The sequence below is a fragment of the Roseateles sp. genome (assembly GCF_965229315.1).
Taxonomy (GTDB): Bacteria; Pseudomonadota; Gammaproteobacteria; order Burkholderiales; family Burkholderiaceae_C; genus Pelomonas.
The window spans coordinates 3440830-3453765 of the sequence record NZ_CBDDJA010000002.1; the positions used below are offsets into that span (position 1 = coordinate 3440830).

Annotated in this window: 13 protein-coding genes; 7 read left to right on the top strand and 6 right to left on the bottom strand. The window is 66.5% G+C overall.

Annotated elements, in window-relative coordinates; translation table 11 throughout:
- Positions 1-64 precede the first annotated feature (64 nt).
- Positions 65-829: an SDR family NAD(P)-dependent oxidoreductase gene (locus ACO07H_RS20780; RefSeq protein ID WP_422017687.1), complete on the top strand. Its 765-nt coding sequence runs from the start codon at positions 65-67 to the stop codon at positions 827-829.
- Positions 830-894: 65 nt separating this feature from the next.
- Positions 895-1767: a DUF4394 domain-containing protein gene (locus ACO07H_RS20785; protein WP_422017689.1), complete on the top strand. Its 873-nt coding sequence runs from the start codon at positions 895-897 to the stop codon at positions 1765-1767.
- Positions 1768-1887: 120 nt separating this feature from the next.
- On the opposite strand, the gene ACO07H_RS20790 is transcribed toward ACO07H_RS20785, so the two are convergent.
- The 5 genes from ACO07H_RS20790 to ACO07H_RS20810 form a co-directional block, all read right to left on the bottom strand.
- On the bottom strand, positions 1888-2622 hold the full coding sequence (locus ACO07H_RS20790) for an amino acid ABC transporter ATP-binding protein (RefSeq protein ID WP_422017691.1): 735 nt from the start codon (positions 2620-2622) through the stop codon (positions 1888-1890).
- 88 nt (positions 2623-2710) lie between these two features.
- On the bottom strand, positions 2711-3373 hold the full coding sequence (locus tag ACO07H_RS20795; RefSeq protein ID WP_422017693.1) for an amino acid ABC transporter permease: 663 nt from the start codon (positions 3371-3373) through the stop codon (positions 2711-2713).
- Entirely contained in the window at positions 3373-4113 is a 741-nt protein-coding gene (locus tag ACO07H_RS20800; RefSeq protein WP_422017695.1) for an amino acid ABC transporter permease, read from the bottom strand. The genes ACO07H_RS20795 and ACO07H_RS20800 overlap by 1 nt, the downstream gene beginning before the upstream one ends.
- Before the next feature lie 79 nt (positions 4114-4192).
- Positions 4193-5080, bottom strand: coding sequence for an amino acid ABC transporter substrate-binding protein (locus tag ACO07H_RS20805; protein WP_422017697.1), 888 nt, complete (start codon positions 5078-5080; stop codon positions 4193-4195).
- A 112-nt stretch (positions 5081-5192) separates the two neighbouring features.
- Positions 5193-6110, bottom strand: a complete 918-nt coding sequence (locus tag ACO07H_RS20810) for a LysR substrate-binding domain-containing protein (RefSeq protein ID WP_422017699.1) — start codon at positions 6108-6110, stop codon at positions 5193-5195.
- Between the two features lie 136 nt (positions 6111-6246).
- On the opposite strand from ACO07H_RS20810, the gene ACO07H_RS20815 reads away from it, so the two are divergent.
- From ACO07H_RS20815 to ACO07H_RS20830, 4 genes are all read left to right on the top strand, one after another.
- Positions 6247-6969 carry a PEP-CTERM sorting domain-containing protein gene (locus ACO07H_RS20815; RefSeq protein WP_422017700.1) on the top strand — a complete coding sequence of 241 codons (723 nt, stop codon included), beginning with the start codon at positions 6247-6249 and terminating at the stop codon, positions 6967-6969.
- Between the two features lie 211 nt (positions 6970-7180).
- Entirely contained in the window at positions 7181-7471 is a 291-nt protein-coding gene (locus ACO07H_RS20820; RefSeq protein ID WP_056202831.1) for a co-chaperone GroES, read from the top strand.
- 99 nt (positions 7472-7570) lie between these two features.
- Positions 7571-9220: a chaperonin GroEL gene (gene groL / locus ACO07H_RS20825; RefSeq protein WP_422017703.1), complete on the top strand. Its 1650-nt coding sequence runs from the start codon at positions 7571-7573 to the stop codon at positions 9218-9220.
- A 263-nt stretch (positions 9221-9483) separates the two neighbouring features.
- Entirely contained in the window at positions 9484-11517 is a 2034-nt protein-coding gene (locus ACO07H_RS20830) for a DUF1631 family protein (RefSeq protein WP_422017705.1), read from the top strand.
- A gap of 37 nt (positions 11518-11554) precedes the next feature.
- Here ACO07H_RS20830 and yihA read toward each other — a convergent pair whose 3' ends face one another.
- Positions 11555-12232: a ribosome biogenesis GTP-binding protein YihA/YsxC gene (yihA, locus tag ACO07H_RS20835; RefSeq protein WP_422017707.1), complete on the bottom strand. Its 678-nt coding sequence runs from the start codon at positions 12230-12232 to the stop codon at positions 11555-11557.
- Between the two features lie 71 nt (positions 12233-12303).
- Here yihA and ACO07H_RS20840 point away from each other — a divergent pair, with 71 nt between their 5' ends.
- The gene (locus ACO07H_RS20840) at positions 12304-12924 is read left to right on the top strand and encodes a c-type cytochrome (RefSeq protein WP_422017709.1); all 621 of its coding nucleotides are present in this window, start codon (positions 12304-12306) and stop codon (positions 12922-12924) included.
- Positions 12925-12936: the final 12 nt, after the last annotated feature.

A 12936-nucleotide genomic window follows, 5' to 3' on the forward strand; every position in this document is an offset into this window, starting at 1 on the left:
CTTTATCCAATCCGATCAAAACAATAAATTTCACTCCATCGATTCCTTCACCGACGAGATTGCGATGACCATCCCCTCCCACCCCATCACCCTGATCACCGGCGGCAGCCGCGGCCTGGGCGCGCAGATGGCGCTGTCCCTGGCCCGCGACGGCCACGACATCGTGCTGACCTACCGCGAGGCGGCCGGCGCAGCACAGGCCGTCCTCGCGCAGATCCAGGCCCTGGGCCGCCGCGCGCTGGCCCTGCCGCTGGACGTGGCCGATGCCAGCGGCTTTCCGGCCTTCGTCGAGCAACTGCGCGGCGCGCTGGCCCGACTGAGCGCCACACACTTGAACGGCCTCATCAACAACGCTGGCGCGGGCACGCATGCCAGCTTTGCCGAGACGACGCCGACACAGTTCGATGCGATGGTCGCCATCCACCTGAAGGGCCCGTTCTTCCTGACGCAGGCATTGCTGCCCTTGCTGGCCGACGAGGCCCGCGTGCTCAACATCTCCAGCGGCCTGGCGCGCTTCTCCATCCCGGGCTATGCCGCCTATGCGTCGATGAAGGGCGCCGTGGAGGTGCTGAGCCGCTACCAGGCCAAGGAACTGGCGGCGCGCGGCATCCGCGTCAACACCTTGGCGCCGGGCGCGATCGCCACCGATTTCGGCGGCGGCGCGGTGCGCGACAACGCGGAGCTGAACCGCTTCGTCGCGTCGGTCACCGCGCTGGGCCGCGCAGGGGAGGCCGAGGACATCGGCGGCGCCGCGGCCGCGCTGATGCGCCCGGGCGCGGGCTGGATCACCGGCCAGCGCGTGGAGGCCTCAGGCGGCATGTTCCTGTGAGGGATTCCCGTCTCTGAGCCGGGGCGGGCACGTATAAACCGTCCGCCCCCAACTCCGGAGATGCCATGACCCGCCTCGCCCTTGCGCTTGCCGCCACCGCGATGCTCGCCGCCTGCGCCAGCGAACCGATGGAGCCCGTCGGCCCGCCGGCCAAGGAAATGATCTATGCCGTGACGGCGGACGCGCAGTTGCTGGTGCAGTTCAACGCCGGCCAGCCGCAGACCACCTTGTCCAGCAAGCCGCTGACCGGCTTCGCCGCGGGTGACAGGCTGGTGGGCATCGACTACCGCGTCGCCAAGGGCCAGCTGTTCGGCCTGGGCGCCAGCGGCCAGCTCTACCGCATCGACACCAGGACGGGCGCGCTCAGCGCCATCGGCACGCCCAGCAACCTGCCCAAGGACGGCGCGACCGAATGGGGCTTCGACTTCAACCCGACGGTGGACCGCATCCGCGTCGTCAATGACGCCGGCTACAACCTGCGCCTGCACCCCGACACCGGGGCCATCGTCGACGGCAACCCCAACGAGCCCGGCGTGCAGCTCGATGGCCGCCTGGCCTACGACGCAGCGGACGTGAACGCCGGCAAGACGCCCGCCATCGTCGCGGCCGGCTACACCTACAACAAGGACAACGACAAGATCACGACCAACTACGCGCTCGACGGCCGCCAGGGCGTGCTGGTGCACCAGGGCAGCAAGGAGGGCGTGCAGCCCGTGGTGTCACCCAACACGGGCAAGCTGTACACGGTGGGTTCGCTGGGCGTCGGTCCGTTCGACAAGGCGACGCTGGACATCTCGGACGTCTCCAACACGGCCTACTCGGCCATCACGGCGCAGGGCCGGTCGGCCTGGTACCGCATCGACCTGGCGACGGGCAAGGCGACGCGCATCGGCAGCATCGCCGCCGGCGCGGTGGTCGGTGCGGCCATCGAGCCGTGAATAAAACAGGCCCGCTTCACGCGGGCCTGTTGACTCCTCCAGCGACTGCCGTGGAACCGGCTCCGCCGGGCCACTGGCAGTGCCCCCTTGAGGGGGCGCGCGCAGCGCGCAGGGGGTGGGTCAATGCTGCAGGATCTTCGCCAGGAAATCCTTGGCACGCGGCGAGCGCTCCTCGGGCTTGTTGAAGAAGTCCGAGCTGCTGCAGTCCTCGATGATCTTGCCGGCGTCCATGAAGATGACGCGGTGGCTGACGCGCTTGGCGAAGCCCATCTCGTGCGTGACGCACATCATGGTCATGCCTTCGTGGGCCAACTGCACCATCACGTCCAGCACCTCGCCGACCATCTCGGGGTCGAGCGCCGAGGTGGGCTCGTCGAACAGCATGACGATGGGGTCCATGGACAGCGCGCGCGCGATGGCCACGCGCTGCTGCTGGCCGCCGGAGAGCTGGCCCGGAAACTTGTCCTTGTGCGCCGACAGGCCCACGCGGTCCAGCATCTTCAGGCCGCGCACCTTGGCGTCGGCCGCCGAGCGGCCCAGCACCTTGATCTGCGCGATGGTCAGGTTCTCGGTCACCGACAGGTGCGGGAACAGCTCGAAGTGCTGGAACACCATGCCGACGCGCGAACGCAGCTTGGGCAGGTTGGTCTTGGGGTCGGCGATGGAGATGCCGTCGACGACGATGTCGCCCTTCTGGAAGGGCTCCAGCGCGTTGACGGTCTTGATCAGCGTCGACTTGCCCGAGCCCGAGGGCCCGCAGACGACCACGACCTCGCCCTTCTTGATGGACGTCGTGCAGTCGGTCAGCACCTGGAAGCTGCCGTACCACTTGGAGATGTTCTTGATGTCGATCATGGTGTGAGACTCCGACGAGCCGCCTCTGGGAGGCTCAGCGCGCCCTCGGGGGGCAGCGAACGAATGTGAGCGTGGGGGTACACGTCAGTCAACGGATGATGGCGATCTTCTTCTGCAGGCGACGCACCAGCTGCGACAGGCCGAAGCAGATGACGAAATAGACGACGGCGGCGACGAGGTAGGTCTCGACCGGGCGGTTGAAGTTCTTGCCCGCGACCTCGAAGCCCTTGAGCAGGTCGTACATGCCCACCGCGTAGACCAGCGACGTGTCCTGGAACAGGATGATGGTCTGCGTCAGCAGCACCGGCAGCATGTTGCGGAAGGCCTGCGGCAGCACGACGTAGCGCATGCTCTGGCCGTAGGTCATGCCCACGGCATAGCCGGCATTCACCTGGCCCTTGGACACGCTCTGGATGCCCGCCCGCATGATCTCGGAGTAATAGGTGGCCTCGAACAGCGTGAAGGTGATGAAGGCCGACGCCTCGGCGCTCACCGGCGCGATCTTCGGGATCAGCAGGAAGAACCACAGGATCACCATCACCAGCGGGATGGAGCGCAGCGTGTCAACGTAGACCGCCGCCGGCGTCGACAGCCAGCGCTTGCTGGACAGCCGCATCATCGCCAGCACGGTGCCCAGGATGATGCCGCCGATCATGGCGACCAGCGTCAGCTGGATCGAGAACCAGAAGCCCTTGGCGATGAAGCTCTGGATGACGCCCCAGTTCAGGAAGGAATAGTCGAGATTCAGCATCACTTGGCTCCCGACTGGCCAGGGATGCGCACCCGCGCTTCGATGAGCTTGGCGGCACGGTTGACGACGAAGGCGGAGACGAAATAGAGCAACGTCACCGGGATGAAGATCTCCTCGAAATGCGACGTCTCTTCACCGGCCTGCTGCGCGAACTGGGCCAGCTCGGGAATGCTGACCGCGAAGGCCACCGCCGAGTTCTTGACGATGTTCATGCTCTCGCTGGTGAGCGGCGGGATGACGATGCGAAACGCCATCGGCAGCAGCACGAAGCGGTAGGTCTGCGGCAGGGTCATGCCCATCGCCAGGCCTGCATAACGCTGACCGGTCGGCAAAGTCTTGATGCCGGCCTTGACCTGCTCACCGATGCGGGCACTGGTGAAGAAACCCAGCGCCAGCACCACCAGGACCGACGAAGGCACCGACTTCAGCACGGGAATGAAGGCGGGCAGCACGTGGTACCAGAGGAAGACCTGCACCAGCAGCGGGATGTTGCGGAACAGCTCGGTCCAGGCCTCGCCGAAACGCGCCACCCATCGGTTGGGCGCGGTGCGCGCGATGCCGATGAAGGAGCCGATCACCAGGGCCACCAGCAGCGCCAGCACCGAGATGGTCAAGGTCCAGCCCCAGGCGTTCAGCATCCATTGCAGGTAGGTCTGCTCCTTGCCGCCCGGGCCGAAGCAGCCGGCGACCGCTTCGCCGGTGGCGGTGTCATTGCAGTAGAACTGCCAGTCCCAACTCATGGCCCTCTCCTCAAGCCTTCTTCATAAAGCAAAGCGGGTGCCAGGCACCCGCTTTGCGGTCGTTCAGGTCACGCGCGAATCACTTCTTCGCGGCGTAATCTTCCATCGGCTTGTCGTTGGGGTTGGCCCAGGCGTCCTTGGTCGCGGTGGACACCGGCAGGCCGATCTTGGTGTTGGTCGGCGGAATGGGCTGCAGGAACCACTTGTCGTAGATCTTGGCGATTTCGCCGGACTTCATCATGCCCTTGATGCTGTCGTCCACGGCCTTCTTGAAGGCGGGGTCGTCCTTGCGCATCATGATGGCGATGGGCTCGACGGACAGCACTTCACCCACGATCTTGAAGTCGGCCGGGTTCTTGGACGTGGCGATGTTCTTGGCCAGGATGGAGCCGTCCATGACGAAGGCGTCGGCGCGGCCAGAGTCGAGCAGCAGGAAGCTGTCGGCGTGGTCCTTGCCGAAGACTTCCTTGAAGTCCACGCCGTTGGCCCGCTCATGCTTGCGCAGCGTCTGCACGGACGTGGTGCCCGTCGTCGTCGCCACGGTCTTGCCGTTGAGCTGGTTGATGGACGTGATGCCCGAACTGGCCTTCACGGCGATGCGGACTTCCTCGACATAGGTCGTCACCGCGAAGGCCACGTCTTTCTGGCGGGCCGTGTTGTTGGTCGTGGAGCCGCACTCCAGGTCCACGGTGCCGTTGACGATCAACGGGATGCGGTTGGCGGACGTGACGGGCTGGTACTTGACATCGATCTTGCCGAGCTGCTTGCGCAGGTCGGCGACCACGCGTTCGCAGATGTCGATGTGATAGCCGACGTATTTGCCGTCGCCGATCGTGTACGACAGCCCGGAGGATTCGCGCACACCCATCGTGATCGCGCCGCTGTCCTTGATCTTCTTCAGCGTGTCTTCGGCGTGCACCGCAGCGGTGCCGGCCACCAGGGCCACGGCGAGCAGGATTTTTTTCATGGAGACTCCAACAACAGGAAGTGGATATCGATATCAGACAAGCGCGAGCAGACCACGCGACGCACCAGGCCCGAATACGGGTTTTCACGATACATGCACATGCGCGATGACTTCATGCCGCTGACGCAAGGTAGTCCCACAGCGCCTGGGCCGCGGGCTTGTGGCGGCGCGTCAGCTCAGGCCGCTCGCGATACATGCGCAGCTCCATGCTGACGCTGAGGGTTCCCGGCGCTGCGGCGGCCACGAGGCGGCCGCTGGCCAGCTCCTTCTGCACCGAACTGGCCGGCAGAAATGCAAAGCCGTGGCCTTCCAGCGCCATCGCCTTCAGGCCCTCGGCCATGTCGGTTTCGTAGATGGCGTCCAGGTTCAGCGCGCAGTCGGCCTCCTTGACGATGAGCTCGACCAGCCGGCCGAGGTAGGCGCCGGCCGCATAGCTCAGGAAGGGGATCTTGTGGCCGGGCCTGCCCGGCAGGCGGAACAGCGGCTCACCCTGCGCGTCGGCCTTGGCGTAGGGCGACAGCGTCTCATGGCCCAGCGACACCATCTGGTAGCGCCCGGGGTCGAGCTGCAGCGGCTGGCTGGCGTGGTGGTAGACCAGCAGCAGGTCGCAGTTGCCTTCGCTGAGCTGCAGCATCGCGTCATGCACGTTGGCCGCATTGAGCCGGCATTTGATCGCGCCAAAACCACGGCGCAAGCCCATCAGCCAGTGCGGGAAGAATGAGAACGCCAGCGAGTGCGGCACGGCGAACTCGATCATGTCCTGGTCCGCCGCCTGGTGGCTGCGCAGCATGTTGCGCGTCGATTGCAGGTTGCCCAGCAGTTCGACGGACTGCGCCAGCAGCGTCGCGCCAGCAGCGGTCAGCCGCGTCGGATACGACGAGCGATCCACCAGGTCGACGCCCGCCCACGCCTCCAGCGCCTGGATGCGTCGCGAGAACGCCGGCTGCGTCACGTGCCGCAGCTGAGCGGAGCGGGAAAAGCTGCGCGTCTCGGCCAGGCTGACGAAATCTTCAAGCCACTTGGTTTCCACCCAAGACAGTGTAGCCAGGGCTCTCGTCGCCAAGCTTGCTGACTGAATGGTCCGTGGTTTCCGCCGAGCACCGCGCCCGCCCCCTCAAGCAGGGGCGAAAGGGCCAGGCGCCCCCCCAACTGGAGGGGCAGGACCCATGGCGCTGCGGGACCGCTTGTTTACAGTCCGCTCCACAACGCCAACTCGAATACCCAGCACGGAGAACGACATGCGCACCCAACTTATCGCCCTTGCCTTGACGGCAGCAGCACTGCAACCCGCAGCCGCCGACACGGTGTCGTTGAACTTCGAGAACCTGTCGGCGGCCGCCGTACAACTGACCACCCAGTTCTCGGGCAATGGCGTGGTGTTTTCCGGCGACGCCTGGGGCGTCAAGTCCCGCTACAACGGCTGCGGCGGCAACGCGTCCTTCCTTCATACCGGCAGTTGCGGCGCAGTGCTGCTGGCCGACAATGTGAGCGGCGGGCCGATCTCCAATCCGTACAGCGATTTCACGGTGAGCCTGGCGGGCGGCTTCGTCAACGAAGTGTCGTTTGCCTATTCCGCCCTGTCTGGCGCCGACGTGCTCATCCAGCTGTTCGATGCCACGGGCTCCCTGCTGGCGCAAGTCGGCAACCTGACCACCGCCAACTGCGCGTCCACGGGTGTGAGCTTCTGCAACTGGTTTGACGGCAGCATTGCCTTCGCTGGTGTGGCCACGTCGATCGTGTTCAGCGCCATCGATCAGACCCTGATGATTGACGACCTGAAGTTCACGACGCCAGCGGCCTCGGGCACCGTGCCCGAGCCCGGCAGCATCGCGCTGGCGCTGGGCGCACTGGGTGCGTTGGCCTGGACCCGCAAACGCCACAGCCGCTGAGCGACAGCGCTCCGGCCAACGGAACGACCGCCCAGGCGGTCGTTTTTCATTTGGGCGCCCCTCTTGAAGAGTCACGGGCCAACCCTATAATCCTCCTGCTAGCACTCGACTCTTTCGAGTGCTAACGAATGCGGATGCCCTGTCATCCTCGATTTCCTCAGGCGTACCGCGCTCTCGCGGCCGCCAAGTCAAAGACCCTCAAGGAGATTCCATGAAGCTGCGCCCCCTGCACGATCGCGTGATCGTTCGCCGTCTGGAGCAAGAAACCAAGACCGCCTCGGGCATCGTCATCCCCGACAACGCCGCCGAGAAGCCTGATCAAGGTGAAGTCCTGGCCGTCGGCCCGGGCAAGCGCAACGACAAGGGTGAGTTCGTGGCACTGAATGTCGTCGTCGGCGACCGCGTGCTGTTCGGCAAGTACTCCGGCCAGACCGTCAAGGTGGACGGCGACGAACTGCTGGTGATGCGCGAGGAAGACCTCTTCGCCGTTGTGCAAAAGTAATGACACGGGGATGGACCATCACGCAGTGATGCTCCGTCCTCGCTGATCAAGAGTTCGATAATTCGACTCTGACCCCAATTTAAGAATCCGGAGAATCAAATGGCAGCAAAAGACGTGATCTTTGGCGGCGAGGCGCGTGCCCGCATGGTCGAAGGCGTGAACATCCTGGCCAATGCGGTCAAGGTGACCCTGGGCCCCAAGGGCCGCAATGTCGTGCTCGAGCGCTCGTTCGGCGCACCGACCGTGACCAAGGACGGCGTGTCCGTGGCCAAGGAAATCGAGCTGAAGGACAAGCTGCAGAACATGGGCGCGCAGATGGTCAAGGAAGTCGCTTCCAAGACGTCCGACAACGCCGGTGACGGCACGACGACCGCCACGGTCCTGGCCCAGGCCATCGTCCGCGAAGGCATGAAGTACGTGGCCGCCGGCATGAACCCGATGGACCTGAAGCGCGGCATCGACAAGGCGGTCACCGCCCTCGTCGCCGAGCTGAAGAAGGCCTCCAAGGCCACCACCACCTCCAAGGAAATCGCGCAAGTCGGCACGATCTCGGCCAACAGCGACTCCGAAGTCGGCCGCATCATCGCCGAGGCCATGGACAAGGTCGGCAAGGAAGGCGTCATCACCGTCGAAGACGGCAAGAGCCTGGACAGCGAGCTGGACGTCGTCGAAGGCATGCAGTTCGACCGCGGCTACCTGTCGCCCTACTTCATCAACAACCCCGAGAAGCAATCGGCGTTGCTCGATAACCCGTTCGTGCTGCTGTACGACAAGAAGATCAGCAACATCCGTGACCTGCTGCCCACGCTGGAGCAAGTCGCCAAGTCGGGCCGCCCGCTGCTGATCATTGCCGAAGAAGTCGACGGCGAAGCGCTGGCGACGCTGGTGGTCAACACCATCCGCGGCATCCTGAAGGTCGTGGCCGTCAAGGCGCCTGGCTTCGGCGACCGCCGCAAGGCCATGCTGGAAGACATCGCCATCCTGACCGGCGGCAAGGTCATCGCCGAAGAAGTCGGCCTGACGCTCGAGAAGGTCACGCTGGCCGACCTGGGCCAGGCCAAGCGCGTCGAAGTGGGCAAGGAAAACACCACCATCATCGACGGCGCCGGCGCTGCGGGCGACATCGAAGCCCGCGTCAAGCAAGTGCGCATCCAGATCGAGGAAGCCACCAGCGACTACGACCGCGAGAAGCTGCAAGAGCGCGTTGCCAAGCTGGCCGGCGGTGTGGCCGTCATCAAGGTCGGTGCGGCCACCGAAGTCGAGATGAAGGAAAAGAAGGCTCGCGTCGAAGACGCGCTGCACGCCACGCGTGCCGCCGTTGAAGAAGGCATCGTGGCCGGTGGCGGCGTCGCGTTGCTGCGCGCCAAGCAGGCTGCTGGCGCCATCAAGGGCGACAACGCCGACCAGGACGCCGGCATCAAGCTGGTCCTGCGTGCCATCGAAGCCCCGCTGCGCGAGATCGTCTACAACGCCGGTGGCGAAGCCTCCGTCGTCGTCAACGCGGTGCTGGCCGGTTCGGGCAACTACGGCTTCAACGCCGCCAACGACACCTATGGCGACATGATCGAAATGGGCATCCTGGACCCGACCAAGGTGACCCGCACCGCGCTGCAGAACGCCGCGTCCGTCGCGTCGCTGATGCTGACGACCGAAGCCATGGTTGCCGAGTCCCCCAAGGACGAAGCTGCCGGCGGCGGCATGCCGGGTGGCATGGGCGGCATGGGTGGCATGGGCGGTATGGACATGTAAGTCCACGCCCGGCGAGCTTTTCGCCGAAGCACATGGAAGGGGGCTGCGCGAGCAGCCCCTTTTTTCATGTCCGGACCCACACCGCCCGCACAGCAGCGCGCGCGCCTGGACGCTGAGGTCGTGCGCACTCCCGACTGGAAAAGCGTGAAAAAGGTGCTGAAGTGCGGCATCTGCCCTACGTATCGGGGGGCGCCAGAGGCCGCTGCGTCGCGAGCCGCCACGGCGGCGCGCCAATAATCCCTGCACCTCGTCACCGACCCTCCATGTCCGCCCGACTGCACCCTCACGACCTGCTCGACCATGCGCTGACCGACGCCGGTCCGCTGGCCCAAGAACTGCTGAACGTGGTGCAGGACGAGCTCGACGCCCAACCCCAGCACTTCCCGCTGCGCGAAGCCTGGCGCAAGGTGCGTGCGGGGTTCGCCGTCGACTTCGAACGGCGGCTCGTCGACCTGCTGCAGGGCGCGCGCCGCGGCGAGGACCCGCTGCACCGTTCACCCTCCCAGCTCGGCAGCCTGGACAGCCTCAGCCTCGTCGACGAACACCAGGCGCTGCAGGACGTGGCCATTGCGCACGTTGCACGCACCAGCGAGGAGATGAGCCGCGCCGAGCTGCATCAGATCGGCAACTTCTTCGCCGCGCTGCGCGGCATCGGCCGGGCACGCGAACGGGACAACCCGCTGCGCCCCGCCCTCTACGCCCATGCGCTGCACCAGGCGCTCGCTGCGAGTCCCCTCGGGGCGCAGGCGCAGTACGAGCTGATGCGCGTCGCGGCAACGCCACTGGCCCGCGCGCTGCACCGGCTTTACACGCGGGCCTGCGCCGCGCTGCGCGACGCCGACTTGAGCGACATGGTGGCCTTGCACGGCCACACCCAGGCCGATGCGTTCGACCACCAGCGCCTGGCTGCCGCGCGCGGCATCGGCGCCCGCCCGACCGGCCACGGCACGCTGGACGGCCTGTCGCGCCGCGTCGATGCCGTCAACACCCGGCCGCACAGCCTCGGCCCTGCCACGCAACGCAGGCCGGATCCGGCAGCGCCATTCGTGCGCGCGGCAGGCCCGGACATGCTCAGCCGGCTCTACGACCAGATCCTGGCCGACCCGCGCCTGCTGCCGCCGTTGAAGGCCTTGCTCGCACGGCTGCAGATCGCCGTCGTGCGCCTGTCGCGCAGCGACTCGACGCTGCTGCGCCGCCAGGACCATCCCACCTGGGCGCTGCTGAACCGCGTGGCGGCCCATGGCATGGCGTTCGAACGCATCGAGGACCCACGGCTGCAGGACTTCTTGCAGTTCATGGACGCCGAGGCGCAAAAGCTCGTCGATGCGCCCACGCCCACCGCGGCACTGTTCCAGCAGGCGCTGGCCCGCGTGGACAGCCGCATCGACACCCAGGCCCGCGCCAGCGGCGAACGCAATGCCGGCGAACTGGCCGCGCTGGAGCGCGAGCACCTGCGCAGCGAATGGCGCGAACTGCTGCGCGAGCAGGTCGACCACCAGATCGTCGACGCGCCACTCGGCCCGCGCATGCAGCGCTTCCTGCAGACGGCGTGGGTGGACGTCATCGTCACGGCCATGGTGCGCCACGGCCGCGATTCGCGCGAGGCGCAGGCCGCGATGGAACTCGTCGACGCCGTGCTCGACAGCCTCATCACGCCACGCGACCTGGCCGCCCGAGAGGCGCTGCGCATGCGGCTGCCCGTGCTCATCGAACGGCTGCAGGCGGGGTGTGACAGCATCCAGCTGCCCGAGGCCAGGCGTGAACCGGCGCTGACCGAACTGATGGCCCAGCACAACCGCCTGCTGCGCGGCCTGCCCGCCCAGGACCCGGCCGAGCGCCGCACCGCCGCGCCGCGGCCGGCCACGCCGGGTGCGGCCGCGCCCGCGTCGGCCGACGAGATCGTGCAACGCATCATGGAAGAGCGCGACTCCCAGGTGCCGTCGCACTGGCTGAGTGCCGACGTCGACCGCGCCGAGCTGCCGACCGTGCCGGTGCAGCTCTACAACGAGAACGACTCGCCGGCCGCGCGCGCCGCGCTGCAGCAGTGGATCGACGGCCTGCAGATCGGCCGGTGGTTCCACCTGTTCATCCAGGGCGACTGGCACACCGCGCAGATCGCCTGGATCAGCGAAGGCCGGCAGTTCGTGCTCTTCGTCGGCCGCGACGCCGAGGAACGCCTGTCGCTGACCCGCCGCGCCCTGGAGGCGCTGCTGGCCAATGGCCTCATCACCGCGCTGGAGGACGACAGCGTCGTGCAGCGCGCCGTGGACACATTGATGAGCGACCTGGGCGGCTGATCAGGCCCGCGGGCGGCCTGGCGCGGCAGCCCAGCCGTCAGCGCGCGTGCGTCCAGCCGTGCAGCGCCTGTGCCACGTCGCCCACGCCTTGTTTCTTCAGCGCGGAAAACAGCGTCACGGCCACGTCGGAACTCTCCGTTGTCATGCCCGCCAGGAACTCCGTCGTGCCGCGCAGCGCCGCGTCGGCCTCCTTGCGGTTGAGCTTGTCGGACTTGGTCAGCAGCACCAGCAGCTTGATCTCGCCGGTCGCCACGCGCGCAGCGACGAACTCCAGCAGCTGCTTGTCCAGGTCGGTCAGCCCGAGCCGCGAATCCACCATCAGCACGACGCCCGACAGGCTGCGCCGCACGGCCAGGTAATCGGCCATGACCTTCTGCCAGCGCAGCTTGGCAGCCTTGGCGACGGCGGCATAACCGTAGCCCGGCAGGTCGGCGAACAGCGCATCCGCCGCGTCCTTGGGACCGAGCTCGAACAGGTTGATGTGCTGCGTGCGGCCAGGCGTCTTGGACGCGAAGGCCAGGCGCTTCTGCTGCGCCAGCGTGTTGATGGCCGTGGACTTGCCGGCGTTGGATCTGCCCACGAAGGCGATCTCCGGCAGCTCGGTCGCGGGCAGGTGGATGAGCTGGCTCGCGGTCGTCAGAAAACGGGCCGTGTGGGTCCAGGCAAGCGCTAGCTTATCGGTGATGGCTTCCGCCTCAGGGATTTCGTCGGTCATGGGAGTGTCGGAGGCGTTGGTAGGTCATTGTAAAATTTGAAGGTTGCGCCCAACGAAACTCAACAAAAATCATGAAGACTGTCGCCTTTATCCTGTCGAGCCTGATGCTGGCCGCTGCGGCTCATGCCAATGAGCCGGCCGCCGCTGCGGCCAAGCCTGATCTCGCCAAGGGCGGCGCCATCTCCGCGCAGACCTGCGCCGCCTGCCACACGGCAGACGGCTCGCGGGGCAGCCCGGCCAATCCCATCCTGCAGGGTCAGCACCCGGAATACCTGGTCAAGCAGTTGACCGAGTTCAAGTCCGGCAAGCGCAAGAACGCGATCATGAGCGGCATGGCCGCCGCGCTGACGGAAGAAGACATGCGCAACGTCGCGGCCTTCTACGCCGCCAAGACCGCCAAGCCGGGGTTCGCGAAGAACAAGGACACGGTGGCCCTGGGCGAAAAGATCTACCGCGGCGGCATTGCCGACCGCAACGTGCCGGCCTGCGCGGCCTGCCACGGCCCTGCCGGCTCCGGCATCCCGGCCCAGTACCCGCGCATCGCAGGCCAGCACGGCGACTACATCGAGGCGCAGATGACGGCCTTCCGCGCCGGCCTGCGCGGCAATGCGCCGCAGATGGTCGCCATCGCGGCCAAGATGAACGACAAGGAAATCAAGGCCGTCTCCGACTACATCGCCGGCCTGCGCTGAGTTCCGCGCACG